Annotated in this window: 30 protein-coding genes and 1 pseudogene; 1 reads left to right on the top strand and 30 read right to left on the bottom strand. The window is 36.0% G+C overall.

What is annotated here, in order from left to right:
* Positions 1-260 (bottom strand): hypothetical protein (locus tag BUC07_RS03375; RefSeq protein ID WP_217652634.1); only part of this gene is annotated, 260 nt, incomplete at its 3' end.
* Between the two features lie 115 nt (positions 261-375).
* Positions 376-1,263: an amidohydrolase family protein gene (locus BUC07_RS03370; protein ID WP_083578072.1), complete on the bottom strand. Its 888-nt coding sequence runs from the start codon at positions 1,261-1,263 to the stop codon at positions 376-378.
* A gap of 110 nt (positions 1,264-1,373) precedes the next feature.
* Here BUC07_RS03370 and BUC07_RS20855 point away from each other — a divergent pair, with 110 nt between their 5' ends.
* Entirely contained in the window at positions 1,374-1,526 is a 153-nt protein-coding gene (locus tag BUC07_RS20855; protein ID WP_175552452.1) for a hypothetical protein, read from the top strand.
* On the opposite strand, the gene BUC07_RS20850 is transcribed toward BUC07_RS20855, so the two are convergent.
* The 28 genes and pseudogenes from BUC07_RS20850 to BUC07_RS03230 all read right to left on the bottom strand — a co-directional run bounded on the left by BUC07_RS20850 (position 1,516) and on the right by BUC07_RS03230 (position 25,241).
* Complete coding sequence (locus BUC07_RS20850) at positions 1,516-1,695, bottom strand: hypothetical protein (protein WP_073165504.1); 180 nt, start codon at positions 1,693-1,695, stop codon at positions 1,516-1,518. The two genes, BUC07_RS20855 and BUC07_RS20850, sit on opposite strands and share 11 nt — an antisense overlap.
* Before the next feature lie 40 nt (positions 1,696-1,735).
* Entirely contained in the window at positions 1,736-2,089 is a 354-nt protein-coding gene (locus BUC07_RS21720) for a hypothetical protein (RefSeq protein WP_245792620.1), read from the bottom strand.
* Positions 2,090-2,387: 298 nt separating this feature from the next.
* A pseudogene (locus BUC07_RS21575) lies at positions 2,388-2,642 on the bottom strand (type II toxin-antitoxin system PemK/MazF family toxin); the annotation flags it as partial.
* 58 nt (positions 2,643-2,700) lie between these two features.
* Positions 2,701-2,946 carry an AbrB/MazE/SpoVT family DNA-binding domain-containing protein gene (locus BUC07_RS03350; protein ID WP_073165499.1) on the bottom strand — a complete coding sequence of 82 codons (246 nt, stop codon included), beginning with the start codon at positions 2,944-2,946 and terminating at the stop codon, positions 2,701-2,703.
* Between the two features lie 204 nt (positions 2,947-3,150).
* Entirely contained in the window at positions 3,151-4,665 is a 1,515-nt protein-coding gene (locus BUC07_RS03345) for an RNA-directed DNA polymerase (RefSeq protein ID WP_073165572.1), read from the bottom strand.
* Positions 4,666-4,863: 198 nt separating this feature from the next.
* Positions 4,864-5,424, bottom strand: coding sequence for a helix-turn-helix domain-containing protein (locus BUC07_RS03340; protein WP_073165496.1), 561 nt, complete (start codon positions 5,422-5,424; stop codon positions 4,864-4,866).
* Position 5,425: 1 nt separating this feature from the next.
* Positions 5,426-5,764, bottom strand: a complete 339-nt coding sequence (locus BUC07_RS03335; RefSeq protein ID WP_073165493.1) for a type II toxin-antitoxin system HigB family toxin — start codon at positions 5,762-5,764, stop codon at positions 5,426-5,428.
* A 301-nt stretch (positions 5,765-6,065) separates the two neighbouring features.
* The gene (locus tag BUC07_RS03330; protein ID WP_073165491.1) at positions 6,066-10,064 is read right to left on the bottom strand and encodes a DNRLRE domain-containing protein; all 3,999 of its coding nucleotides are present in this window, start codon (positions 10,062-10,064) and stop codon (positions 6,066-6,068) included.
* 284 nt (positions 10,065-10,348) lie between these two features.
* Positions 10,349-10,486, bottom strand: a complete 138-nt coding sequence (locus BUC07_RS20845) for a hypothetical protein (protein WP_175552451.1) — start codon at positions 10,484-10,486, stop codon at positions 10,349-10,351.
* Positions 10,487-10,492: 6 nt separating this feature from the next.
* Positions 10,493-11,518, bottom strand: a complete 1,026-nt coding sequence (locus BUC07_RS03325; RefSeq protein ID WP_073165487.1) for a hypothetical protein — start codon at positions 11,516-11,518, stop codon at positions 10,493-10,495.
* Positions 11,515-12,114: a J domain-containing protein gene (locus tag BUC07_RS21515; protein ID WP_073165484.1), complete on the bottom strand. Its 600-nt coding sequence runs from the start codon at positions 12,112-12,114 to the stop codon at positions 11,515-11,517. Before BUC07_RS21515 ends, BUC07_RS03325 begins: the two co-directional genes overlap by 4 nt.
* Positions 12,111-12,344, bottom strand: a complete 234-nt coding sequence (locus BUC07_RS03315) for a hypothetical protein (RefSeq protein WP_073165482.1) — start codon at positions 12,342-12,344, stop codon at positions 12,111-12,113. Before BUC07_RS03315 ends, BUC07_RS21515 begins: the two co-directional genes overlap by 4 nt.
* The gene (locus BUC07_RS03310) at positions 12,341-12,979 is read right to left on the bottom strand and encodes a hypothetical protein (protein WP_073165479.1); all 639 of its coding nucleotides are present in this window, start codon (positions 12,977-12,979) and stop codon (positions 12,341-12,343) included. Before BUC07_RS03310 ends, BUC07_RS03315 begins: the two co-directional genes overlap by 4 nt.
* Before the next feature lie 176 nt (positions 12,980-13,155).
* The gene (locus BUC07_RS03305) at positions 13,156-13,863 is read right to left on the bottom strand and encodes a DCL family protein (protein WP_073165476.1); all 708 of its coding nucleotides are present in this window, start codon (positions 13,861-13,863) and stop codon (positions 13,156-13,158) included.
* Between the two features lie 194 nt (positions 13,864-14,057).
* On the bottom strand, positions 14,058-14,849 hold the full coding sequence (locus BUC07_RS03300; protein ID WP_073165473.1) for an alpha/beta hydrolase: 792 nt from the start codon (positions 14,847-14,849) through the stop codon (positions 14,058-14,060).
* A gap of 192 nt (positions 14,850-15,041) precedes the next feature.
* Positions 15,042-15,224 (bottom strand): hypothetical protein, encoded by a 183-nt coding sequence (locus BUC07_RS03290; protein WP_073165467.1) that lies wholly within the window; start codon positions 15,222-15,224, stop codon positions 15,042-15,044.
* A gap of 16 nt (positions 15,225-15,240) precedes the next feature.
* Positions 15,241-16,053, bottom strand: coding sequence for a hypothetical protein (locus tag BUC07_RS03285; protein ID WP_073165464.1), 813 nt, complete (start codon positions 16,051-16,053; stop codon positions 15,241-15,243).
* A gap of 9 nt (positions 16,054-16,062) precedes the next feature.
* A complete protein-coding gene (locus tag BUC07_RS03280) occupies positions 16,063-16,341 on the bottom strand; it encodes a hypothetical protein (protein ID WP_073165461.1) in 279 nt (92 codons plus the stop codon).
* A 178-nt stretch (positions 16,342-16,519) separates the two neighbouring features.
* Positions 16,520-17,707: a protein NO VEIN domain-containing protein gene (locus tag BUC07_RS03275; protein WP_073165459.1), complete on the bottom strand. Its 1,188-nt coding sequence runs from the start codon at positions 17,705-17,707 to the stop codon at positions 16,520-16,522.
* Positions 17,708-17,827: 120 nt separating this feature from the next.
* On the bottom strand, positions 17,828-18,949 hold the full coding sequence (gene xerA / locus BUC07_RS03270; RefSeq protein ID WP_073165456.1) for a site-specific tyrosine recombinase/integron integrase: 1,122 nt from the start codon (positions 18,947-18,949) through the stop codon (positions 17,828-17,830).
* A 145-nt stretch (positions 18,950-19,094) separates the two neighbouring features.
* Complete coding sequence (gene arsB / locus BUC07_RS03265) at positions 19,095-20,126, bottom strand: ACR3 family arsenite efflux transporter (protein ID WP_073165453.1); 1,032 nt, start codon at positions 20,124-20,126, stop codon at positions 19,095-19,097.
* A gap of 5 nt (positions 20,127-20,131) precedes the next feature.
* Entirely contained in the window at positions 20,132-20,938 is an 807-nt protein-coding gene (gene arsM, locus BUC07_RS03260) for an arsenite methyltransferase (protein WP_073165450.1), read from the bottom strand.
* The gene (locus tag BUC07_RS03255) at positions 20,935-21,363 is read right to left on the bottom strand and encodes an arsenate reductase ArsC (RefSeq protein WP_073165447.1); all 429 of its coding nucleotides are present in this window, start codon (positions 21,361-21,363) and stop codon (positions 20,935-20,937) included. Before BUC07_RS03255 ends, arsM begins: the two co-directional genes overlap by 4 nt.
* 98 nt (positions 21,364-21,461) lie before the next feature.
* A complete protein-coding gene (locus tag BUC07_RS03250; protein ID WP_073165444.1) occupies positions 21,462-22,292 on the bottom strand; it encodes a C-GCAxxG-C-C family (seleno)protein in 831 nt (276 codons plus the stop codon).
* 30 nt (positions 22,293-22,322) lie between these two features.
* The gene (locus tag BUC07_RS03245) at positions 22,323-23,642 is read right to left on the bottom strand and encodes a permease (RefSeq protein ID WP_073165442.1); all 1,320 of its coding nucleotides are present in this window, start codon (positions 23,640-23,642) and stop codon (positions 22,323-22,325) included.
* 8 nt (positions 23,643-23,650) lie between these two features.
* The gene (locus BUC07_RS03240; RefSeq protein WP_073165439.1) at positions 23,651-24,421 is read right to left on the bottom strand and encodes a pyrroline-5-carboxylate reductase family protein; all 771 of its coding nucleotides are present in this window, start codon (positions 24,419-24,421) and stop codon (positions 23,651-23,653) included.
* A gap of 127 nt (positions 24,422-24,548) precedes the next feature.
* Positions 24,549-24,839, bottom strand: a complete 291-nt coding sequence (locus BUC07_RS03235; protein WP_083578071.1) for a thioredoxin family protein — start codon at positions 24,837-24,839, stop codon at positions 24,549-24,551.
* Positions 24,840-24,851: 12 nt separating this feature from the next.
* On the bottom strand, positions 24,852-25,241 hold the full coding sequence (locus BUC07_RS03230; RefSeq protein WP_073165436.1) for an ArsR/SmtB family transcription factor: 390 nt from the start codon (positions 25,239-25,241) through the stop codon (positions 24,852-24,854).
* Between the last annotated feature and the right edge of the window lie 5 nt (positions 25,242-25,246).

Genomic DNA, 25,246 nt, shown 5'->3' with positions numbered 1-25,246 from the left:
AAATAACAAGCTTTTACCTTCTCTGAGGGTAAAGGTATTTTCATCCCCTTCCAGGGGTTATCCCAAAGCCACGTCCTCTGGGCGTGGTTTTTTACTTTTTTCTCTGTGTCAATAATTTTTTTTCCAAAGAACAGCAAGGGTCTGCTTCTGGAATAAATTGTTTTAATTGGTGAAATTACCTTGCCATATTGCTTTTTCGTTATCCAATATACAAGCTTTAAAAAAATTGCTTTTGGTTTTTCAATGGGTTTAATTCTCATTTTATGTCTCTTTTACTGTTCGAAAACGTTTGGCGGCATGAGATGTTTTGGAGAACCTGCGGGACTTGAATAACCCACAGTTCCGGCAATTTGTCAAACCGCCTGTATGCCGTATTTAATCTTGAATATTTAAAAAAGTTTTAGCGTTAGAATAAAATATCTTCTGTTTGTCATCTTCAGTTAAGAAATCCAGGGACTCTAAAAATTTAATCGATGCTGTAATTGCTCCCGGCCAAACCATTGGATCGCTCCCAAACATCACCCTGTCAATCATCCCGGTGGCTTTTGCAGCTTTCAAAAATTCAACGCCAAAATATTTGGTAAAATCATCAATCCATAAAAGTGCCCCTACATCAACATACAACTCTGGAAATTGATACATCAGGGCTATGGTTTTCTGATAATGTTCAGTGCCTGCATGCATAAGGTAAACCCTCAAATTTGGGTGGCGAATCAATACATCTTCCACATTTAAAGGGTTGCCAGTCTCAATTCTATAGTTTGGACAGCAGGTATTTGCTAATCGTGGATGTGATGTTCCGGTATGCACAGCCACAGGGATATCATATTTTTCACAAATCTTTAAATAAGGCGCATAAATGGAGTCAGATAAGGACAATCCCTTGTAAACGGCCATTATTTCCCCAAAAATTTTGATTTTTCCCTCTTGAATAAGTTTTTCAAAATTTGATATTTCAAGGAGCCCGTCTTCCTGATCCTGGTGGGCAGTGATAAACCGCTTATCCAATGCGGTATAATTTTCAAGTGCCTCCAACGAAGCGCTCATCACAGCATATTGAATCTTATGCTGATCCATTAACGCGATTATACTTTGCTGATGCTCTTCCACAGTTGCAGGTGAAGCTATTCCGTTGGCCGGATTTGGATTGCCTCCATAATATTCATTGGTAGTATAACCATGCATATGCATGTCAATTATTTGTCCATACACCGGAGTACTTAGAATGCAAAATCCGAAGATAAGTTGAAGTAAGTATCTCATAAGAATTTCTTTTGAGTTTACACGGCATACAACTTTGGCGGCATGGCCTTTACAAATTTGCTGACTACATCATTTTCACCCGCAAAAAAAGTTGATCCGGGGCAAAAACCATGGAAGAAATCAATCCATCGCTGGCTGCACTGCACGTATTATCAATCTCTTATAAAAACAACAATCCATTAACTTTGTTTTTCCCGGAGCTTGAAACTCGTGTAAGCGAGGATCTTTTGGATGTTTGTTTTATTGCTCAGTTTATTTTTTGATTTTCCTCCACACCTCTCTCACATTTTCTTCCCCCTGGTTATAATCTGTCTGCCTGTTTTTTTCGAATACCATTTTGTAGGGAAGAATGTTAATTTTCCCCGAATCAGGATATTCAACGATATCAATTCCCGTAGTCGTCCTCAAATCCAAATATATGCATGGTTCCATACTATGGTTGTAAAACTGATGAACACCTGACTCTCCGGCTTCAAAAAAACAGTTCCCCTTTAAGCATAACGGTCAAACCTTCCTTTGACCGTAAAGTCATGGTGTTCCCACCGTAACCGACCAATTGCTTCAACAGGCGGTTTTGCAGGTAATCAATGCCCGGTTCGGGTTTGAGTTTTCGGATTCCAGTTTTGGTTTCCGTCCAAACCGAAACGTGGTGCAGGCAGTATTGAAAGCACAGAGATACATCAACGAAGGGTTTCAGCATATCGTCGATATTGATTTGAAAACCTTCTTCGATGAAGTTGACCACTGCTGAACTAAATCCCTGCGGGATAGCTGAATTAAAAGCACTCACAAAGTACTCATTTATTCCGTTGAAAATGGATTTCATCTTAATTCAATTGTTTCAATTTTCTATCGCCCCCAAAATTTTAGATATATAACAAGTAAAATTTTTATTTTTGTATCGTTTACGACTTCTTGCAGAGTATTTCAATAATTCAATAATCACCTGAATTTCAACAATAACCAAACCTAAAACCGTCGTTAAGGACATAGAAAAAAATCCTGCAAAATAAACCGGGTTGTAGCCTGCCCGACTATGTCACTCAGGCGGGTTCAACATGGACTCATCGCTGGGCGCTACGCGCCGCTCAGAGTCCTATTTATTAGCCTTAGTTTTTTTCTTTTTAGTCAATATAAGTTTCCTTCAAAACCGATTCTAATTCTTGGATTTCAGAATCTTGTAATTCTCCAAAAAGCCTGATTATTCTTTGTTTGTCAATTGTCCTGATTTGGTCTAAAACAATCCAGCCTATTTTATTGTCATGTCTAATTTTTACTCTTGTTGGATATTTTTTTGAACTTGTTGTCATTGGTGTAATTACAACAGTCCGCAAATATTTATTCATTTCATCAGGCGAAATAACAACACAAGGTCTGGTTTTTTTTTTTCGCTTCCAATGGTCGGGTTGAGATTAACCAAAATGATTTGATATTGTTTTATTTCCATTCTTCAAGATTTTCATCGTCAAATACATCGTCAAATAATAAATTGTCATCTCCACTTTTAGCCATTTTTTCAAATGCCTTTTCCCATCCTTTTCTTGGTTTCGCAATTGGTTTTAAAATAATCTGCCCTTTATCCATTATTAAATCAACGGTGTCTTTGATATTGTATCTGTCAAGTAGAGTTTTACTCAACCTAATCCCTTTTGAATTTCCGATTTTTATAACTGAAATTTCCATAACTAATTTTTTAAAATGTAATTACAAAGTTGTAACATATTTGCGAAATTTCAAAATTAAGGCTAACGGTAAATTGTATGAGTAGTGGCAGATTGCGTGGTACTTTCCTGTCAAAACGCTATGTAGTTTGAGCGGGCTACAAACCTTGATATTTAGCACTTTGCCTGCCATTACTTATACAAAATGTTAGGGGCTGGCATTCTCTTAATATCCAAATACACTAATCTCATTTGGCTCGATAATTTGTTGCATTTCGTCAATTTCAGTGTCATTGATTATTGATGTATTTATGAATAAATCTTTAATGTTTTGATGATTCAGCCAATCTATATTCCAAATTGCTGTATCAGTATTTATTACTTTTTGACAAAGAGTCTCAGGATAATCTTTATCCCTGTCTGCTTTAATAGTTAATCGCTGTAACCAAACTTGAAGATGTCCAACATTTGGTATCTTATCAAATCTTTTTTCGATAGAGTTAAATATCTCAACCACAGTTTTACTATTTATTTCCAGCGATAAAATTGTACTCAAAATAGCTGTTACAACAGGATAAGTTCTTGGATTTTTATATGCGATATCTACCAAGATACTTACTATCACTTTAGAATTCTCTTCCTTAAACAGCTTTAATGGATAAACTCTTTCTTCAAGAAACTTTGTCAATGCAGTTGCTAAACTCCCAGAATTGGGATGCTTTTCAGCTAAAGAGTGAATTAAAAACAAGTGTTTTTGCAATGTTTTCTCACCTTGTTTTGCCTCATTCCAATATGATTTATCGGGCTTTATAACATCCCTAACAATATTATCTGAGATAAAAGTCTTTTGAGAGTTAAGTTTTAAGTTTAACTCAAATAAAGTTTCCGTAAGCAATTTTGCAATTTTTACTAATGTTTCTTGATTCGTGGCAAATATTCTATAATCATCACGGTATCTTAGAATTGTATAGTCGCTAATCTTATATTTAACTTCTTTCCTGTTATAATTTTTAATTTTATAAGTCAGCTTAGCATCTGCATACCCTAAAATCATTTCTGCAATAAAGTCCATTAATACACTTCCTTGAGGTATTCCGTTGGTTTGGGAATATTGCATACTCTGAATCGTCGTATCAATATCATTGCCTAAAAACTTTTTTCGTGGTGTACTTGGAAATAGAAAATCAGTTTTTATTACTTTTTCTCCGTGTAAAGCCCAAGGTATAGAGTGAGTATAAATTGAAGAATAACAATCAGCTATATCTGTATTCATAAAACAGTCATAATCCAATGCTAATTCTAAAGATTGTTGTTCTATTTGTTGCCACCAGTTAAAAATACTTTTCCCTTTTTGAGATTTATTATCTCCTGAAGATGCAATAGGAATACTATAACATTTTATATTTTCATTACTCTGAAATTTTCTAAAACGCTCAACAATAATATTCCAATTATATTCCTTTGTAATTTTATTGACAAGATTCACGTAGATTGCAGGATGTATTAATTGCAATGGTCGCCAAGCAAACTTCCCGTCTTTGTTTGTCAGAAATTTATAGTTGATATTGTCAAACTTTTTAGCATTACCTAAAGCTATATTTCCAATATTCGCATTTTGGGCAAGAGCATTCAACAATGGTTGAAACTCAAAATATTTTGGCAAGTCAATATTGCAATAGCTTTCTTGCTTAAGAAAATACTCTTTCGCTTCTGTATTTGATAATTCTAAAATTGTTTTCATCATTTGGATTTTATCATTGTTGCAGGATGCTCTTTTTGCTTGCCCCTAACGTTTACGTGTAAGATTAGGCGCGGTTTTCGTGCATTGTTCCAGTCCGCATACACACCGAAGTTGAAGCGGGGCAGGGAGTTGAAAATTAGCACTTTACCCGCGATTAATTTTACACATTGTTACCAACCGTAGTTAGAATTTTCATCATCAAACCATTTGTAAATCAAAATCTTTTTTAGTTAGTCTTATCTTATTATGAGACAATGATTCTAAAGTCCTTTTGATATGTGTTGCTCTGTCTTGCTTTATAAACGTTGGAATTAAATCCTCCAATTTTATTTTAAATAGTCTGTTTATAACGATTAAATCCTCTTTTGAAAAAGGGCGTAATCCATTAATCAATTCCGACATATAGCTTTTCCGATGACCTAAAATCTTTGCTAAATCATTTTGGGTTAACCCTGCCTCTTTCAATTTTGCTTTAATTCGTTTTTTTCTCTTTTCGTAGAAGTCATTTTCAGCTTGCACTAATGTTTCAGCTAAATCGCTGTCTTTAATTTGATTATCTGTTATGGAATTTTCATCACCCCAATTTTTTTCTTCATAATCTTTTATAAGGTTGCGAAGGTGTTTGCGGATTGGTTTATATGATTCATCCTCTTTTTCAAGCACACGTAATTTTAGAAACAGTGATGATGCTTTTTCGAAATCCAATTCACTCTCTAATGAATTTAATCTCTGTATGTTTTGTATTGAAAATCTATCCATTTTAAATCAAATTTTGTTTACGTAACCATTTTTTTATCGTGCTTTTATTTCCTTTAAAAGTCTTGTCATACTCATCATGCGAACCAGTCCAGACGACTGTTGCTTCATTATCTTCAAAGACTATCAAAATCATTGTACGATGAATGTTTATATCAAAAAAGTAAAAACCATCGCTGTGTACACAATCTGCATCAGGTCGTGTTTCTATAATTTCTGTTTTTTTAGTCCATTGGGCACTTTCAATATCTGAAATCAACATGTCAATCGCAGAAGTCAATTTCTTGTTCCCACGATTCTTTTGTTTGAGCTTAATCAGCTTATGTTTTCTTAGTAATTCCAAATCTTATATTTTACAACGACAAATATAAATAAAAGTTTCACAATACATGGAACTGCAATCTTATTTTTTGTCTTCGTGAGTATCTTTATTTCTATGGTTGGTAACGGTTGGTGCAAGTTTTCGGCCCGGATGCGTTTGATTTATTTTCAACATAGCACAAAATATTTAACGTTATGAAATACATTAATTTACCGCCATAGCCGGGATGAAATTTGCACAATGTTGGCGTTTCGTTGTTTTCTTTATTTGTCATTAATTACCAATACATTTATTCAAAATTACTGCTCTAAATTAGAATTGGTCATTTTGTTATTTTTTCATTATAAATGAAGCTGCTATTTTGGATTTGGATAATGTAAAACCCTGACAATAAACTTGAAGTATTAATTGTTGTTTCATAAGAGTCAAGTTTATGAACACTAATAATGCTCCCCAAAGAATTAATAATTTTAACAACAGAATTAATTAAATTCGGGTCGTCAATTGATATTGTAACTTGGTCTTTGATTGGATTTGGGTAAATTCTTATTTTACTCTCATAGACAATACTATTGACGGCAGTAGGAATAGAAAGTGACTTATAGATTTTAACATTATCAAACCACGCTGTACCTTCCTGAACAGCTAATTGTAAATTATCTAATTCATTCTCTTCAGCTATTGTCGATGAAAAATATTCACCTAGGAGGTTATTGTTTACCCAGAATGTTGTTTTTGCTTGATTACTTGTAGGTAATTCATATTTTACTATTACGTTAATCCATGTATTTGTGGAATAAGATTCAAGCAAATCACTGCCATTCGCGTATATTTTGCCATCACCCTTAAAATCAACTAAAGACCTAGCAGGGTTTGACCAAGACGTGCCTTTTCTTAAGGCAATGCTTGCTCGGTCTGGGTGACAGCCGGATAGCTGCTCTGTTCCATTTTTTACATCAATTGAAATATAGTAAGGTGGGGAAACTGATAAGCTATGATATGCTAATGCTCCCCAACAACCGCCTAGAGTTCCAAATAATTTTAATGAATTTGCTCCTTCTTTTTGGATACTATTATCAGTATAGTTTTTAGATGTATTTGTCGCATTTGCGTCTGCCACCCAATTACTGGGGAATGTTCCTGAAGTATAATTTTCAAATTCGTCTTCCCAAATAAGCTCATTCTCAGAATTATTCTCAGTATAAGTTCCAGTTGTAGATGTGGTTTGATTGGAATTGATTGTAACAGTTTTGTTAGAAGGAGTGTTCCAGCCAGAAATACTTTTGAACGAAACGATGTGGTTACCAACACCTAATCCGTTTACTGTAGCTCCGCTATTTTTCCAAGCTCCATCATCGACATTCCATTGTGCACCTGCATTTATTGCATCATTTGGCGAGATAGTTACAGATAGTGAGCCTGTCTGCTGTGTGTATGTTGCCGTAGTAGATGCGGTCTGGTTAGAGCTGATTGAAACCGTTTTATTTGAAGGAGTTGACCACCCCGAAATGTCTTTGAAAGAAACAGTATGGTTTCCAACACTTAATCCGCTTACAGTAGCTCCGCTATTTTTCCAAGCTCCATCATCGACATTCCATTGTGCACCTGCATTTATTGCATCATTTGGCGAGATAGTTACAGATAGTGAGCCTGTCTGCTGTGTGTATGTTGCCGTAGTAGATGTGGTCTGGTTAGAGCTGATTGAAACCGTTTTATTTGAAGGAGTTGACCACCCCGAAATGTCTTTGAAAGAAACAGTATGGTTTCCAACACTTAATCCGCTTACAGTAGCTCCGCTATTTTTCCAAGCACCACCATCGACATTCCATTGTGCGCCGACACTTACAACCTCGTTCGGGGAAATGTTTACTTTTAAAGACCCTGTTTCATAAATGCCTGTACCATTTATTTTTCGTTCAATTGTTCCTTGACCACTAAATGTAATTGTTTTTGAAACTGTTCCTTCCTGATTTGGCTCGAATTTGACTGAAATTATTTTTGATTCGCCATGACCAAGATTATAACTACCATCAGTAATATAAAAAGGTTCGTCTACTATTGCCTCACCAATTAAATTTCCGCTTCCTGAATTAATTACCGTGAATGTTTCTGAAATTTTTTTGTCCCCTACTGTTACATTTCCAAAATTGTAATCTTCTATTGGAGTAACTACTAAGTCAGGATTAGTCGCAATGCAGCTTGCATAAATATATCTCTCCTTTTGCTTTCCTCCTGTAAATACTATTTTACCCGTATATTTACCAACTTCAGAAGGCGAAAATCTTAATGATACATATTTTGATTCGTTACTGTTAAGAGAATAGTTTGCACTTCCTATAATACTAAAAGGACCATATTCAACATTTGCTTCGCCGTTCAACTGACCTCCACCAACGTTTGTAATTTTGAAAATATTTGGGTTGTCAGAATAGTTGCCTTTTTCAACATTGGAAAGTTCAATAAAACTTTTAGGTGAAATTTGTATTTGGGGTGTTTCTAATTCATTAATTTTTGTTATCGTTACTTTGTTGAGTGATGCTGTAATTTCTTCTGCACCAACAAAACCTCCGTCATAACTACTTATTCCAGCCAAAGTATATCCATTAACACCAAACTCGAAATAATAATCTTTATTTGCTTGTAATGTAACTTCATATTCAAGTTTATCGCCATTAAAACTTTCATTATTGAAATGAATCTCTGGGCTGATAAGTTCTTTAACTGAATTAATTAAATCGGCCAAATCCGCTGCTTTAACAAGTTTAACTATCCAACCAACTTTGTATATTTTAGCAATTGCTTCCCCAATTTCTAAAAATGAATTATATGAAACCCAATTGAATCCACTTGGTAATTCTTCATCTAAAGTATTTAATAAGTCTGAATAACTTCTACCAATATATGAATCATCATAAATATCGGTAGTAATTTTTGATGAAAGATATAACCAATGTTTATAAGTATTTAGACCACCAAATCCACCACCATAAATACCTCCATTTAAACTTCCATCAAATTGAACCCTATATGTTCCCGTTTCTGGCACTTGGAAACTCCAAATAATTGAGTTTTTTGTATAAAATGCACTTTCGCCAACTAAAAACATTTCGAGAAGTGAGCTATGATTTATTTTTCCCGTTGATGCATCAAAATTAGAAGGTGCTGTTAAAAGTAATCTCAGACCCCAATGCGAAAGTTCATTAACTTCATGGTCTGTTATTGCATTTTGAAATGGAGGAGTAAATACTAAGGAGGTAATTTCAGTAAGTTCAATTGTAATTGTTTGATTTGCATCTTCTGAAGTGAGCGAATATTCTAAAGGTTCATAACCATCTTTTGTAAGATAAATAGAAATATTACCTTCTATATTATCTATTGTACTAGGTGTTGTCCCAATAATTGTACCTTCTGGGCTTGAAAGATGAATTTCTGCCCCACTAGGGTTTGAATTGATAGTAACGGAATAACTTGTTGCAGTTGTGAAATTTAGATTTGAAACATTATCACCGCTACTTGAGAAATTTTTATAAGTTGGAGAAAAATTATGGTTCTCAAGAACTGGAGTTACTCTGTATGTTGTGTTTACATCGAATCCATCTTGTTCCCAATCACCTGTTGCACTTGTATAAACTGAATTTGGAATACTTCCTGACCCACTTACTCTGCTAAAATCCATTCTCACCGATTGAACTCCGTAACCATCCGTTGTTGAAGTAACATTTCCATTGGCAGAAAATGTACCTTCTGTGTAATTTATTTCTAAACGTGGCTTGTTAGAAGAATTTTCACTAGAATTAAACATTATAATCCCTGAGTTACTTTTCTCTAAATAAAATCCATTGTTTGATTCTCCAAAAGTTACCCACTCCTTTACAATATCTGTAACATCTATCTCCCACCACTGATTCGTTGATTGGGGTTTAGATAATTTAACCGGAGAATCTGAACCCGGTCTATTATTCCAGTTTACACTGCACTCGCCCCATCCTTCTGAAATTCTACTAATTGCTACATTACTATTTTCTGTTATCGTAGTACAATATAATTTTAATGTTGCATTATCTATAGTTGAACCAGAAGGAATATCATCAATTCCAATAAAAAAATAAATTAATCCAATAATGTCCTGATGAGTGCCAATAGCTACAGATTGTTCATTGCAATAATTAGTTCCCGGAGTATCAGATGCAACATAAGTGTCAGAATGAACACTAAATGTTTTTTCTTTTGCAGAGGTATAAAATGTAAAAAATGAAATGCAAAAGACTAAGATAAAAAGCTTTTTAAAGTCAGATTTAGTTGGGTCATAACAAGTTTTCATTTTGTTTGAGTTTTTGGTTTTTAAAAGATAATTTAAATCATATAATTAAACCTCACTTATAGTGGGTCTGAACTTGTTTATTTATTACTATTTTTTGTAAGTTTTGTTTCAAAATAATATTGTATTGCTGAGTCTTTCACAATGAACGCCAACGGTGGCGGTATGGTTAGTTGCCGATTTCGAAGCACTTTCCTGTCAAGTTACCACGAACTTTGATTCGAGCTGTGCCGCTCGAATACCCACTGCACCGGCAATTAACTATACCGCGTGTTATGTGGCGTTTTTTATTGATTATCAGTATTTTGGTCATCTTTTTTATCTTTATCTTTTTTAAAAATCATTGGAATTGCTCCAATAATTAAAAATACAATAATCCAACCGATTAAACCTAAACCAGCTTGTTGAGTTACAATTGTTTCCATGATTCTTTATTTTATGTTTGTAATTCTGAAAGATTTTAAAGTATTATTCAAAATCGAAGACCAATATTCTTTTTCCGAAATACGGTATGAAATTGTTAACGATATAATCCTATCATAATTCAAAAACCTATACAAGTCAACAATTACGAAAGGTTGGTCTTTAAATTGTCGTTTATAACTTGCATGAATACAAGGCATTCCGTTTATTTCATTAATTCTTAATGGATACCATTCAATAAGTTTTAAAGGTGTATTATAAAATCCTTGTTGAACTTGGTTTTTAAATTCAATATTAAGTTCTGATAATTCAGAAGATGTTATGTCAATTTTTTCATTAAGACGTTGAAATTCATCAGGATTTCCTGGGATTGTCTCAATAATTACTCTACAATATTTACTTAGTGATGTTTCGTCAAATTGATTTATCCCTTTTGGTTGAATAACTAATTTTGGTTCATCAAATTTAAGACCCCAAATTTCTTGAGCTTTATCCTTTATTTGAAGTTTCATTTCTTTGTATTTTCCAGATTGAATTTCAAGTTTTGGAGAAAGGTCAATAGTTCCAATATCACTGATTTCTATCCGCTTCCAATCTTTTAATGGCATTCCAATAGAAATTGGTAATTTATTCTTTATTAGAGCAATTTCCTTTGTTTTATTAAAAGTTGTCAAGAAAGAACCTGTATAAAGAGTAACATCAATTATTGTGTCATTTCGCAATTTAACAGAAAAATCACCTTTATAAGTTCTATACTTAAGTTCATTAGGAGATTTATCAAATGTAACTGTTCTTATTGTAAAATCTTCATTTTCAACCTGTCCGTCAATATTCATTTCAACTTTTATTGAGTTTTTATTGAAAATTATTTTGCCAAATACATCTTTATTTCCTGAATCTTCACTCTTTTTGTATTCTATATACATTACAGAGCCAAATTTATACTCCTGTTCTAATCTATCTTCGTTTTTTACTTGATTTGCACAGCTTCCCAGAATAAAGGCAAGCATTATTAAAAGATAATTTGATTTCATGATTTATAACGTTTAGAAGTGAAACTAAAACCCAATATTGAAAGCCCTAAAAAAATTAGTGACAAAACTATTTGAGGAATATCTCCGTAGTTGATACCTGAAATAAAAGAAAAAATTGCCGAAGCTCCAACTACTCCTGAAATTGCGTATATAACTGCCGTGCCTCCTTGTTTACCTGTTTCAACTATGATTTCGCCAATTAGTTTAGTAAAATCAGAAAATGACATTGACGCATATTTTTCTGCTTGTTTATTTGCTGTTGAAGTCCAATTATTTAAATCAGGGTCTTTGTAACTTGCTTTTTGTTTGTATGAACCATTACTGTTAGTGGATTGATATTCACCAAAAATTTGTTCTTCTTTTATTTCTGTTTTTGCAGCAAAATATAAATCATATTCAATGTTGTATTTATTTCTTACTTCGTCATCTGATAAAATTAGATAAGCCTCGTTTATTTCAATGAATTTATCATGAGCTTTTGGACTTTTATTCTTATCAGGATGCCATTGTAAAGCAAGTTTCCTATATGCTTTCTTTATTTCTTCTTTAGAAGCATATCGGTCAACTTGCAAAATATTATAAAGGTTAGGAATCATTGTTTTGTTATGTTGTTTTCACTATCATTATTTTGGGTTTTGTCAAGTTTAATTTCAGTCGATTCATCAATTTTCGGTTTCTTCCACATTTCTCGTATTCCGAAGAATAATCCTAATGCTAATAAGCCTGTAAATGTTTTACTTGCACCTGCTGCCGATAATAATATTCCGATAATAAAAAATCCTACAATTAACAGAATTGTAACCGCAATTTTTCCACCTTTATTCATGTTGTTTTGTTTTTAAAATTATTGAATAGTTTAAATTTGTTCGTGTCTGTAAGCCAATTGTATTCAGTATAAAATTTCGTTCCGCTTTCATCTTCATATTTTACTATAATTTTGGCATCCTCCATTAAAGTCTTAATATTTGTTTTTAGGTAGTCGTCTGCTTCTAAATGAGTTCCTGTCGTATTTTGAACAATTTTAATTTTAAAATCTCTCCTTTCGTTTGGTAATAAAGGTTCTATTTTTCCAATTTCTCCATTTATATAAGTTTTGGGAGGTGTATTTATGTATTTTATATCAATAGAATAAGCAGTCTGTGATGAATTATTCCTTATTTCCAAAATATGATTCCAGAAAAGTTCCCAATATTGATTTGGTATGTCAACGCCAAGTCTTATTATTTGAGGATTATTTGAAGTATAACCTTTGGTAAGTCTACCCCAATCAGTTTTTTTATGATGTAATACTATTTTGGGTCTTACAAACCATTTAGAAATCAAACTCGTTAACAGTCCAACACCACTAATAATCATTGCAATTAATGGTTCGTATTCATAAGTCTTAATATACCATAATGTCGAAAGAATCAAGACTATTATTTCAGCAAGAATTGTAATCGTGTTTTTTATTATTCTCATACCGTGTCAGATTGTTGTCTTTTAAAATGCCACATAACGTTTCACTTATAAGTTTATACTGTGGTTTGCGTGGCAGTTTCCAGTCCGCATACGTACAAAATTGAAGCGGGCTGAAAGGCTGAAATTAAGCACTGACCCCACAGTTAAATTTATAAAATGTTGGCGGTATGTTGTTTTTATGTCCTATCAATTCGTAAATCTTTTTTTTGATTTTTCACCCTCCCTTGATAAGAACGCCCTTTATTATTCTCCTTTCTCACAATTCTCAGGTTAGCTTTTTCCATATGGTAATCTCTGAATTTGCTTTCCAAGTCTTTATCGGCTAATAATGATTTATTGTCTTTGTCCGTTTCATACTCAATGTTTTTTAAATCAACTTTATGAAGTTCAATGAACCTGTCAATAATTATTGATAAGGTATTTGGTTGTCTATGGTCAACATTCAATTCTGTCCACGAACTTAATATACCAGTCTCCTGACATTTTACTTTTCCTTTAACAGAATTCTGGTCAAAATATTTTTGTTTTACATCATGTAAATCTTTATGTATCGCATTTCTGCAAGCATTGCTAAATTTTGTAAAAGGTTTAAGGTCTCCATTTATGCAATATACATATGAAAAATTTTCTATTGTTAAATCATACCTTATAATTTGGAAGCATTTCGTTCCAAATTGCACTTTACCAATCCGAATTTCCTTTATTCCGCAACCAATTTTATCTCTTCTTGTTTCATTTTCAAGTAGCAATGCTGTTACATCTGCAGTATCTTCTGCATTCAAAGTTTCTCCGAATTCATATGAGTTAAGTATCGACTTAAAATAAAAAAGAGCATCCTTTTTATATTTAAAAATCTTGTCTCTTATGATTATTGGTGTTTTCATTGATTGTTTTATCTATTCAATTTTATCTATATGCCGTGTCGTCTCTTACAATTACCGCCAACGGTTAGTATAAGAATAGTAGCCGACTGCGTGGCACTTTTCTGTCAAATTACATGGAAGTTGAAGCGGGCTACAACCCTTGAATTTACTACTATCTCGGCTATTATTTTTATACATTGTTACCTGCTGTTTTTCTATTTTTTCGATGCATATATAAATCTCAATCCGTGATATAAACTCTGAAAAGGAACATGTCCCTCGTCCTCATAGATTTTTAATTTGCAAACTATATTTTCTTTTGATTTAATCCGTTGACTAAAATCTATAAGTTGTTTCTTTATTACTCCTTCTGGGTCTAAAAAATCAGTCATACCGTGTGTCAAAAAAATATTTGTTGGCTTGATTTGCTCACCTTTTAGAAAATCATTTGTTAGGTCAATGAAATATTCTTCACATTCAGGAAATCCTCCACTACAAGCAATATATGAATCAAATGAGTTCGGACTTGTCAAAAAATAATATATTGTAAATATTGCACTTAAAGATTGTCCACATAGGAGTTTCTCATTTGTTGTCCTATAAGTACTATTTATATGTGAAACTAATTCATTTTCTATGAAATTTTTAAAATTGTCAGCACCAGGAACTGATGCGAAAAAGCTTGTTGTTGTAGGCATCATGTCACGATTCCTGTTTGTATTTTCAATCATAACCACTATCATGTCTGGTGTTGATTCATCCAAATAGACCAAGCGATTGATTGTTCCTACGGTTTCAGTGTACATGTCTAAATCTCCGTCTAGTCGATAAAGAACAGGATAGGTTTTTTCAGAGTTATTATAATCTCTTGGAAGCTTTACGATAAACTTTCTGGTCTCATTTAGTGCCTTTGATTGAATCGAATCTTTAAATCCAATTTTAATGTCTTGTCCGTATAATATTGCGGTCGATAAAAACAAAAGGGTTAAAAACAGTGTAGTTTTCATATCAATATTTATTGTTTATTATAGATTTATAGTTTGTCATTTAAAATAGCAGGTAACGGTTGGTACATGTTGTCGGGGCGGATTTCGAAGAGCGTTCCTGTCCGAAGGACACGGAACTGCGAAACGAGAATCCGCAGTTGGCGTACCACCGAACCCCGCCCTGCAATATGTACTTTGTTGTGTGGTCGTTTTTTAATATCCGCCGCCATCTAACATTTCATGCAATATTTTTTCAATGTCGCTGTGGGAATTAACAGGTTTTATTTGTCCAATATTTGTTTTGCCAGGTTCTATTAATAACCAAACGAATCCTTGTTCATCAATCTCGTATTCATATCTTTTGGAGTTATGAATTATGAAACCACGTTTTTTCATAATATTCTATTTTAAATTATAACTTACTCTTATTTTCATTTATTTTATCTTTTGTTTCATTTTCTTGTTTAATTTTCTCTTGCTTATATTGTTCTGCGTTCTTTTCTCGTAATCTCTCTCTATCTAAATATGTATCAAGCATTTCATATATTATTTGAAATTCACCTGATGCAACTTTATCTCTTTTTTTTCTGTCATCTGGTTCAAATCTTAATTTTCCACCATTCGCAAAAATATGTTCTCCATAGGGTTCTCTTGTCTTGGCATTATTAGCATAATACCAATACTTAACTTCCAATGTTATTGTTTTATAATTTTCGTCATTGATTTTTGTTTTCCATACGTTTGATTCATGTTCAATTCGTTCATATTTTTCATCAAAGGTATTTATAAGGTAATTTTCAATTTCCTCATAAAAACGACCTTGAGTTTTAGCTTGACTTCCCCAAACATAGTCTTCTGTTTCCAGTATGTCTATGTCTTTTCGATTAACCCAATGGTCGTCATTGTATTGAAGCAAAATTGATTTGTCTTTTCTGATAACGGCAAAAGGAACTTCCTTAAATGAAGAATTTCCTTCTGGGAGCATAAGAATAAAATCACCGTTCTTTAAATTTCCATTTTTTGTTTCTAAATCTTTTATTGATTCAAATTCATTTTCGTTTATGCCAGACCAAAAATTAAGGAATAAAATCTTGTTCTTATTTTTATTAATAAGGTCATCTGTATTATTAATAACTTGATTTGAATTTTTTCTTGAATTCGATTCTGAATAATTGCAACCCTGAAATATTAGAATTATGAGGAAGTAAATAGCTATATTTTTCATAGTTGTTTTTTAAATTTCAGTTTCAAGGTCTTCATTCCCATACCTATTGATTATGTCATTTTCTAATCGCTCGGCACTCCTATAATAAATTGTTTTTTGATTTCCATTAGTTATTTCAACACCAAGATATTTGTTGCGTTCTTTAGGAGTTTTTTTTATATAAAACTCACTCTCAATGTCAATTGCATTTGCAAAATAGAACAGCTCTCCATTTATTTCTTTTTCTCTTATTGTAAATTTTCCTTTTGTGCCGTCGGGCAAAATATGAACGAATGTTTTTATTATCATGATGTAAAAATTTAAGTTTTTAGCTCTTTTTTAAAATGCCACACAACGTTCAAGTGTAAGATTAGGCGCGGTTTTCGGGCATCGTTCCAGTCCGCATACACACCGGGGTTGAAGCGGGGCAGGAGGCTGAAATTACGCACTTCACCCGCGATTAATTTTACACATTGTTAGCGCCTGGCTATTTTTCATTAATCTTTACTTTAAATTGTGTTGGAAAATCACAAAGGTTCTCCAAATTACCTTGTAATATTTTCAAACTTGCCGTATTATCTTTCTCGTTAAACTCGTAAACTCTATAAAGATAGTATTTAGCACCATCACTTTTACTTCTCTCAAGTTCATTTCTCGAAATATAAAAGGCTTGATTAAAATTTCCAGTGGTCGTTTTTACCTCAATAAAAATTTCATTCCCTTTTTCATCAAAAGATTTTATATCAAATCCTGTCCCGTCACCTTCCTCTACTGAGATATGTTTTATTTTATCAATCTTGTTCTGTAATCCCGCATTAATTAATTTGTTTCGTTCTCTTTGAATCACCCATTTTTCTCCTAAATCACCAATTCGTTTATTTTCTTTTTCTATCTGCTCATAATTAACAATACGTCCTTTAAAATTTATCCCATGCGAAGAATTTTCAGGACTTAAGATTCTACCCTCTCCAATAATACGAAATCTTGTTCGTGGGATTTGTTCATCAACATCTAAATATCTATCCACGGCGTAAATAAAGTCTTGTGTCAGTATATTTAAATTTTCATCATAGAAACAATCATTTGTAAGACGGTCTTTATGAAGTTTTAAAATTTCTTGGTCTTTTATCAGTTCATGTTTGATATGTACACACAATTTTTGATATTGACCAATGTTTTCAAATCGACCTTTAACAGGAATGTAGTCATAATCAATCTTTTCTGCAAAATTCTTAAACATCGTGAATTTGTATAAAAAATATCTTTCAGGATATCTAAGTACTAAATAAACGATTATTGCTCTGGGGTCTTGATAATCAAGTCGACCTGCAAAATTTTTACTGTTTATTTTTGAAAAGTCGGTTTGAAATTGTCTAATCCTTTCAATTAAATCTTTTTGTTCATCAAATAAGTCAATAAATAAGGGCTTAATTAATTCAGGGTTAATTTTTGAATTATTGATTATCATCCTTTTGGGGAAATAATTACCCGAATCAAGTAAGTTTTTGGTCTGCAATAAGGATTTATCAATCATTGCTGTAAAATCAATAGCATTTATGTCCCAGTTCTCCTGAAAACATTTTACAGCTTGCCATTTATAAATCTCCTGTCGATGAACTGTTTTGAAGTTCAATTTATATTGGTCAATGTAATATTTGATTTTATCAATGTTCATTTTATGCAGGATGTATTTTTAGCTTGGCGCTAACGTATGTGCAACCCAACAAGTTGGGTTATTTCTCTATTGTTTGGTTGGGATACAATGCTTTTTAGGGTGTGTAACCCAACTTTCTTGCTAAAGTAGTTCATCCAGTGGATTTTTAAAGTTTTTAAAATTATGTTCTGAAACATGTGTGTAGCGTTGAGTCGTTTTCAAACTCTCATGCCCGAGCCATGCCTGAATATACCTTATATCCACACCCTGTTCCAACTGATGAGTGGCAAAGCTGTGCCTCAGCATGTGCGGATAAACACGCCTTTTAATTCCGGCTTTATAGGCTGCAGCCTTCAGCAACTTCGATATACTTTCTGTTCCATATTTTCCTCCTTTCTGCCCTTCAAATAACCAAATTTTTGGCTTATGTTCACTATAGTACTGACGCAATAGGTTTAATAATCCTTCTGATAACTGTACATAACGGTCTTTTTTACCTTTTGCACCATTTATTTTTATCATCATCCGTTTCGAATCCACATCAGTTATCTTAATATTTATGGCTTCACTTCTCCGTAATCCACACGAATAAATAACAGAAATTATAGTTTTGTGTTTCAGGTTATTGGTAGCATTTAAAATTTTTCCTACCTCTTCTTTGCTTAATATTCCAGGTAACAATTTTTCTTTACGGGGCCTTTCAATTTCATAAACATGTTTTTCTTTTCGCAGTACTTTTTCGAAGTAAAACTTAATGGCATTTATTCGTTGATTTTGTTCGCTGATTGATATGTCCCATTTCCTGATTAAATTTAAAAGGTAGTCGTTTATTTCTTCACTCGTAATCTTTTCAAGATTCGATTCGCTGAAATAATGAATAAAATCCTTAAAATAAGCCGAGTATGTTTTTATTGTGCTGTTGCTATATCGTTTCTGATGAAGCAATTCTAAATATCCTTTCGGCAGTTCAATATTACGGCGGTAAGTATAATCGCGCTTTTTTGGTTTGGGAATTTCCGGCTCGTCAACAATTTTTACCGCCGAATAATCAATCCACGCCAGCGGTTTCATGGCGTTAAAAAATTCGCCCAATACAAAGTTGTCTTTCGGTATGTACCAGCAGTTCATGGTGGCGCTCCAACGAGCGTTGGTGCGGGTTTTCAATGCGTCAATCAGTTCGCGGTTGTAAGAAAATTCGACTGTAATTACCGTTTGCTGGTGGTGTGTTGCAGTGCTGAGTGTTATTTTCGGTTTTTCGTTCAATTGCAGTTTTTTGGTTTTCGGCTTTTAAAACTACTAATCATTTGCTAAAAAACAATGCCTGCGGGCGGGTTTTTTCGGAAATATCCGGCACCAGGTCATTTTCACATTGAGGGAACCAAACAGGTAATTAATGGAACTGCTGTTCTTAGTACTTCCACCGGTTGGCCAAAGCCACCAGCGACAACATCACCGGGACTTCAACTAAAACGCCCACTACCGTTACCAATGCCGCCGGTGAGTTTAATCCGAAAAGGGCAATGGCCACGGCCACGGCCAGTTCGAAAAAGTTGCTGGCGCCAATCATGGCTGCAGGAGCACAAGTTTGGTGCGGAAGTTTCAGCTTTTTTCCACCAAACCATGCCAGGAAAAAGATGAAGTACGTTTGAATGACCAGCGGCACGGCAGCAAGTAAAATAATGAGCGGGTTATTCAGGATATTTTGTCCCTGGAAGGCGAAAAGCAACACCAGTGTAACCAAAAGCGCCACAATGCTTACCGGTTTCAGTTTGGGTAAAAATTCTTTTTTGAACCATTCTTCTCCACGGTGTTTTATCAAAATTCGCTGTGTAATGACTCCAGCAACCAGCGGAACCACCACAAAAATAATTACGCTGGCTACCAGTGTTTCATAAGGAATGGTAATATTGGTAATTCCGAGCAATAAACCAACAATTGGCACAAATGCTACCAAAATAATCAAGTCGTTGACCGAAACCTGTACCAGCGTATAATTGGGGTCGCCATCGGTGAGGTAACTCCACACAAAAACCATGGCCGTACAGGGTGCCGCCCCCAAAATAATAGCCCCTGCAATGTATTCGCCGGCCAGTGCCGGGTCAATCCAGGCGGCGTAGATTTTTGAGAAAAACACCCAGGCGAAAAAGGCCATGGAAAAGGGTTTGATGGCCCAGTTGATTATCAGCGTCCAGACAACTCCGCGCGGTTTTTTACCTACCTGTTTAATACTGCTGAAATCTACCTGGAGCATCATCGGGTAAATCATCAGCCAGATTAAAATGGCAACCGGAATGTTTACACGGGCAACTTCAAGGCTGCTGATAAATTCAATTCCATCGCCAAACAGATAGCCAAGGCCGATTCCACCAAGGATTCCGAGCGCCACCCAGATAGTCAAATATTTTTCGAAGAACCCGATGCTCCTTTTTTGCTTTTCCATACCGGTTATTTGTTTGCAGTTACGGTAATACTGAATACTCCGGTGCCGGAATGTTTGAATTGTTCAGCATCTTTTTCCCCTAAATACTTGTCAAGAATGGAGTCTGGAATTACAATTGGTTTTTCTTTTTGAATTTCAACCTGGGAAAATCCCTGTTTTTCTATAATTTTCAGGTATTTCTGCTTTTCGGTTGCACCCGATACGCAGCCGGCGTACATTTCCGCAGCTTCCTTCAGTCCCTCCGGTAATTCACCGCTGGTTACCACATCCGAAATGCAAAAATGGCCACCCGGTTTCAGCACCCGGTAAATTTCTGAAAAAGCCTTTTGCTTATCAGGAACCAGGTTGAGTACGCAGTTGCTGAGTATCACATCGAAAGTGGAGTCGGGCAGGGGCATTTTTTCAATATCGCCCTGAATGAATTCGATGTTTTTGAAACCGGTTTTGGCTAAGTTTTTTCGGGCTTTCTGAACCATTTCTTCGGTAAAATCGAGACCGGTCACTTTTCCCGTTTCACCCACGAGAGAGCGGGTCACAAAGCAATCATTTCCGGCTCCGGAGCCTAAATCGAGTACGCTGTCGCCTGGTTTTATCCCGGCAAATTCGGTGGGCAAGCCGCAGCCCAAACCCAAATCTGCATCCGGGTTGTAGCCTGGCACACTGGTATATTCGTCGCCAATCATGCTGAACTCCAATTCACCGCAACAACCCGACGAACCGCAGCATCCCTGTTGTTGTTCCAGTAAGTTGCTCTGGCCGGCAATGGAACCGTACTTTTCTTTTACTACCAATTTTAAATCATCTGCTTTCATTGTAATTGTGGTTTAATTTTTTCGATGTATAATTTCCAAAAAGCCTCTTTAATTTCGTCGCGCACCCGGTAATATTCAGTTTGAATAAATTCCGGGGTTCCGGTGGCAAACGACGGGTCGTCGAATCCGATGTGCAGCCGGTGTTTTACTTTACCCAAAAAAGCCGGGCAGTTTTCATTGGCACCGCCGCAAACGGTAATCACATAGTCCCATTCTTTGTCGAGGTATAAATCAACTGAATCCGAAGTGTGGTGACTGATGTCGATGTCAATTTCTTTCATCACTTCTACGGCTTTGTGATTCAGCTTTCCCGAAGCTTCCGTTCCGGCGGATTCAACTTCCAAACGATTGTCGAACGACTTTAAAAAACCGTGTGCCATCTGGCTGCGGCAACTGTTGCCGGTGCAAAGAATTAAAATTTTCATGGTGAAATTATTAAGCTGTTAAATTGCAAAAGTGTTGGATTTTTCTATTTCTGCTCGTTTCAAAAATTAATGTCTCATCCCAATTACGCAATCATTTTTTATTTCATGAATTTATAATGTACATCTGCAAACGCTTTGTGTGCAACCGATTCTGTATGGCAGGATGTGCAGCTCATTTTAACCGAGGTGTTTTTGATTTTTCCCTCATTTCCGTGGCAGGCCACACAGGTGTTTGCCGCTTCGTTGCTGTGCGTATTTGTTACATAAGCGTGGGTGAAAATTTCGTTAAGCGAATTTGAGACTTTTTGCGCCACGTCGGCGGTTAACCTGCGGCATCGTTCTTTTCGCTCTGCACTGCCAACACTGAATCCTGATGCTTTGCACCAGTTGGTGTTTGACGCATGGCACAACACCGAATTGGAAACGCTTTTCTCAGGCGTAAAATCTTCCACTGCATTTTTTGGTTTGAAAGCCGGCATGGATTCGCTTTCATACCACTGAAAAATATCGGCAATCATTTTATCCTGCACACTTTTGTCGGTAATAAGCAAGCCTATAAGCGCTGCTGCGCCGTTCAGTGTTCCGCAAATCGTACCATAGCCTCCAATCCCGCCATGTCCGTATTTGAACATGTGAAGGGGAAATGACGTAAACGGCTCTCCAAACTTTTCAGCCAGTTGTAACACCACACTGCTTACCGTGGCATACATACAACTTCCTTCGCTGTATTTATCGTAGGCCAGTTGCGCTGTCTCGTCAGGGGCCAGATGGAAATATTCCCAATTGGTTTCTGTTGGATTGTACTCCAGGTTCTGAGCTTCCGGAACCAATTGTTTTTCCGGTTTAAAAGCAGTGGTAAGTGTAGCCAGACCGGCTCCTCCTGCAGCAATAGCACCGGCAGCTATTTTCATTGCATTTCTTCTGTTCATTTAATGTTATTTTTTGTATTCTTCAAGTTTTTAAAAGAATGTTCCATATATTAATCCTGAAATGGTAGCCATTACAACCACCAGCAAAATATAAATCAATGTTTTTTGTGTGCCTATAACACCACGGATTACAAGCATGTTTGGCAATGACAGTGACGGACCTGCGAGTAACAGTGCCAGGGCCGGGCCTTTTCCCATTCCGGCGGCAATCAATCCCTGCAAAATGGGCACTTCAGTCAGCGTGGCAAAATACATGAATGCACCTACAATGGAGGCGAAGAAATTGGAAAAAACCGAATTTCCGCCTACCAGGTTGGCCACCCATTCGTTGGGGATAATGCCTGCCATCGCTGTGTCGCCGTGGGTTGAACCGAGCAGAAAACCGGCGGCAAGCACACCAATGGCCAGCAGCGGCATAATTTGCTTGGTGAAATCCCATGCCGAAATGGTCCACTCTTTATTATCCTGGTCCCGTTTATCGATTAATGTAATCACGCTTAGCCCTGCAATGGCAACCACCATAGGTATTTGAGGAGATGAACTTATAAAGGCAGAAGCTGCAGTGGCAACTGCTGCAAGCAGCACATGCTGCCATTTGATTTTCAGAATGGCAATTAAGGAATAAACAAGTACCAGCCCGAATGCCGATGTAAAGTACCATTTGTTGGCCCAAATCCAGTACCAGGCGCCATCAGTTACACCATCGCCCGGTTTTCCCCAGTTAGCAAAAACCAGAATCAGCACCAGCGTGAAAAAGTGAAGCGATGTTTGCCACATGGGGCGCTTTTCCGGAACATCAGGGAAACTCAGTTGCTCTTCATTTTTTGCTTTTTCCTCTTTTCGGTAAATGAGCGACATAACGGAGCCAATGACCACGGCAAAAACCACGGCACCAATTACACGTGCAACGCCCATCTCAAAACCCAGAATGCGTGCGGTGAGAATTATAGCCAGAATATTGATAGCCGGTCCGCTGTACAAAAAGGCAATGGCCGGTCCGAGGCCTGCACCGCGTTTGTGAATGCTCGAAAACAGCGGCAAAATGGTGCAACTGCACACTGCCAGGATTGTTCCCGAAACGGATGCCACTGAGTAGGCAACCCATTTTTTTGCCTTGGCGCCAAAGTATTTCATTACGGCGCCCTGGCTCACAAAAACGGCAATTACACCAGCTATAAAAAAGGCAGGCAGCAGGCACAAAATAACATGTTCCTGTGCATACCATTTGGCCAAATCGAACATGGCCATAATAGCTTCAGTGAATCGCGCGCTTTCGAGGGGCATAAAAAAAGCAAATACAAAAACGGCAACAATCCACCCCAGAATTTTAAATTCTTTTTTCCAGTCCATAATCTGTTTCAGGGTTTAATCTTCTCAAATAATCCCAGCAATTTGGAATTTAATGTGTTTTTAATTTCTTCTTCGTTTTCGCCGATGGGTTTTACCGGGATTAAATCCATTACTTCTTCTGGTGTCAAGCCTGATTTGTAATACAATTTGATGGCATTTTTCAACGTTGTCCTGATGATTTTCGCAGCTTCTTCTTTTGAGAGACCGGTTTTTTCTCCGATTGTCTCCAACTCCTGCCACTGAAACCAGAAATACGTGGGCAACATTCCTGAAATAATGGCATAACCTTCCAGTTTGTGCTCTTCGGTTTCGAAGGTTTTACCCAGCGGTTTAAATAGTTTTTTTATCTGCTTTTTCTCTTTTTTCAGCATGGCCGGGTGAAACGCCAGCGGATTGTAGCCTTCGTTGATGTATGAAGTTGCGTTTGGAATCATCCGCACAATGTTGGCAGTTTTTACTTTCGAAGCTATTTTTTCGATGGTGATTTTGGGCGCGAGCGAAACCACAAACGTTTCGTCGTTTACCACCCCTGCAATTTTTTCGAGCGTTTCCATAACCACCGGCGGGTGAACAGCAATTACCACTACTTTTGCCTGCGCTGCCTCTTCGGGTGTTCCGGCTTTTTTTACTGCCGGAAAGTCACTCGCCAGCGCATCGAGTGTTTCGTTGTTGGGGTCGTAAACCTTTACCGATTCAAATTCAACATTCTTGTTTTTAAAACCTTCGAGGAAAATTTTTGTAATTCTTCCTCCGCCGATAAATCCTATTGTTGTCTTCATATCTATTGATTTTTTATTGGGTTAATATTTAAAAGCTCTCGCAAAGGCGCTAAGGCGCCAAGAATATTCCAATAAGTTAAAACTGTTAAGAAAATCATTATTAATCCTTTTACAACTTTTAATCTGATTAATTATCAGAACTTTGCGTCTCCGCGTCTTTGCGTGAAATATTAGTTGTTTTTAACTGTTTTGCGATCATTTTCACAGATGGAACATATCCGCGGGCTGCCACTTTCCCGTTTATTACCAGTGTGGGCAAAATCCAGGTGGGGTATTTTATCATTTCGTCCATCGAATCTATTTTTTCAATTTTCCACGACTGACCTGAAATTTTTATGGCCTCCTCCACCCGGACAAAAAGTCGCGTGCATTTTCCGCATTTCTTTTTCGGACAAAATATTTTTATTCCCTTTTCCAAATCTTCTTCATTTTATTCTGTCAGTTGAAAACTTTTCACAGTTTCGAGTTGAGCTTTGTTTATCGAATTTTTACACCTGATTTTTTCTTTCGCAAGTAAATTTACCGCATCGCCAAACGATTCCATTTGCTGAATTACTTCGTTCAGCCGGTTTTCATTCAGCTTGTAATTCTGGCAAATACCAGCAGGACTGCACGAAATGAGTCCGGCTTCGCGCAGTTTGGCCATGTGCTGCGACACGGTTGATTTACTTAACGGCAGTTCGCTACTGATTGCCCCGGCCGGGCATTCGTGGTATTTGGCGAGATGCTCCACAATTTGCAGCCGCGCCGGGTGAGCCAGCGCCTGCAAAGCAGCAGCCAGTTCAATAAATGATTCGTTGTATTTTTCTGATGTGTTCATTTGCA

The organism is Tangfeifania diversioriginum (genome assembly GCF_900141875.1).
In the GTDB taxonomy this organism is placed as follows: Bacteria; Bacteroidota; Bacteroidia; order Bacteroidales; family Prolixibacteraceae; genus Tangfeifania; species Tangfeifania diversioriginum.
Note: the sequence above shows the minus strand (reverse complement) of the source record. Positions and strands in the feature narration are given on the sequence as shown.

Excerpts from the sequence above, each read along its gene's own strand:
- BUC07_RS03370 (WP_083578072.1), bottom strand. The coding sequence starts at position 1,263 with ATGAGATACTTACTTCAACTTATCTTCGGATTTTGCATTCTAAGTACT.
- BUC07_RS20855 (WP_175552452.1), top strand. The coding sequence starts at position 1,374 with ATGGAAGAAATCAATCCATCGCTGGCTGCACTGCACGTATTATCAATC.
- BUC07_RS20850 (WP_073165504.1), bottom strand. The coding sequence starts at position 1,695 with ATGGAACCATGCATATATTTGGATTTGAGGACGACTACGGGAATTGAT.
- BUC07_RS21720 (WP_245792620.1), bottom strand. The coding sequence starts at position 2,089 with ATGAAATCCATTTTCAACGGAATAAATGAGTACTTTGTGAGTGCTTTT.
- BUC07_RS03350 (WP_073165499.1), bottom strand. The coding sequence starts at position 2,946 with ATGGAAATTTCAGTTATAAAAATCGGAAATTCAAAAGGGATTAGGTTG.
- BUC07_RS03345 (WP_073165572.1), bottom strand. The coding sequence starts at position 4,665 with ATGAAAACAATTTTAGAATTATCAAATACAGAAGCGAAAGAGTATTTT.
- BUC07_RS03340 (WP_073165496.1), bottom strand. The coding sequence starts at position 5,424 with ATGGATAGATTTTCAATACAAAACATACAGAGATTAAATTCATTAGAG.
- BUC07_RS03330 (WP_073165491.1), bottom strand. The coding sequence starts at position 10,064 with ATGAAAACTTGTTATGACCCAACTAAATCTGACTTTAAAAAGCTTTTT.
- BUC07_RS20845 (WP_175552451.1), bottom strand. The coding sequence starts at position 10,486 with ATGGAAACAATTGTAACTCAACAAGCTGGTTTAGGTTTAATCGGTTGG.
- BUC07_RS03325 (WP_073165487.1), bottom strand. The coding sequence starts at position 11,518 with ATGAAATCAAATTATCTTTTAATAATGCTTGCCTTTATTCTGGGAAGC.
- BUC07_RS21515 (WP_073165484.1), bottom strand. The coding sequence starts at position 12,114 with ATGATTCCTAACCTTTATAATATTTTGCAAGTTGACCGATATGCTTCT.
- BUC07_RS03315 (WP_073165482.1), bottom strand. The coding sequence starts at position 12,344 with ATGAATAAAGGTGGAAAAATTGCGGTTACAATTCTGTTAATTGTAGGA.
- BUC07_RS03310 (WP_073165479.1), bottom strand. The coding sequence starts at position 12,979 with ATGAGAATAATAAAAAACACGATTACAATTCTTGCTGAAATAATAGTC.
- BUC07_RS03305 (WP_073165476.1), bottom strand. The coding sequence starts at position 13,863 with ATGAAAACACCAATAATCATAAGAGACAAGATTTTTAAATATAAAAAG.
- BUC07_RS03300 (WP_073165473.1), bottom strand. The coding sequence starts at position 14,849 with ATGAAAACTACACTGTTTTTAACCCTTTTGTTTTTATCGACCGCAATA.
- BUC07_RS03290 (WP_073165467.1), bottom strand. The coding sequence starts at position 15,224 with ATGAAAAAACGTGGTTTCATAATTCATAACTCCAAAAGATATGAATAC.
- BUC07_RS03285 (WP_073165464.1), bottom strand. The coding sequence starts at position 16,053 with ATGAAAAATATAGCTATTTACTTCCTCATAATTCTAATATTTCAGGGT.
- BUC07_RS03280 (WP_073165461.1), bottom strand. The coding sequence starts at position 16,341 with ATGATAATAAAAACATTCGTTCATATTTTGCCCGACGGCACAAAAGGA.
- BUC07_RS03275 (WP_073165459.1), bottom strand. The coding sequence starts at position 17,707 with ATGAACATTGATAAAATCAAATATTACATTGACCAATATAAATTGAAC.
- arsB (WP_073165453.1), bottom strand. The coding sequence starts at position 20,126 with ATGGAAAAGCAAAAAAGGAGCATCGGGTTCTTCGAAAAATATTTGACT.
- arsM (WP_073165450.1), bottom strand. The coding sequence starts at position 20,938 with ATGAAAGCAGATGATTTAAAATTGGTAGTAAAAGAAAAGTACGGTTCC.
- BUC07_RS03255 (WP_073165447.1), bottom strand. The coding sequence starts at position 21,363 with ATGAAAATTTTAATTCTTTGCACCGGCAACAGTTGCCGCAGCCAGATG.
- BUC07_RS03250 (WP_073165444.1), bottom strand. The coding sequence starts at position 22,292 with ATGAACAGAAGAAATGCAATGAAAATAGCTGCCGGTGCTATTGCTGCA.
- BUC07_RS03245 (WP_073165442.1), bottom strand. The coding sequence starts at position 23,642 with ATGGACTGGAAAAAAGAATTTAAAATTCTGGGGTGGATTGTTGCCGTT.
- BUC07_RS03240 (WP_073165439.1), bottom strand. The coding sequence starts at position 24,421 with ATGAAGACAACAATAGGATTTATCGGCGGAGGAAGAATTACAAAAATT.
- BUC07_RS03230 (WP_073165436.1), bottom strand. The coding sequence starts at position 25,241 with ATGAACACATCAGAAAAATACAACGAATCATTTATTGAACTGGCTGCT.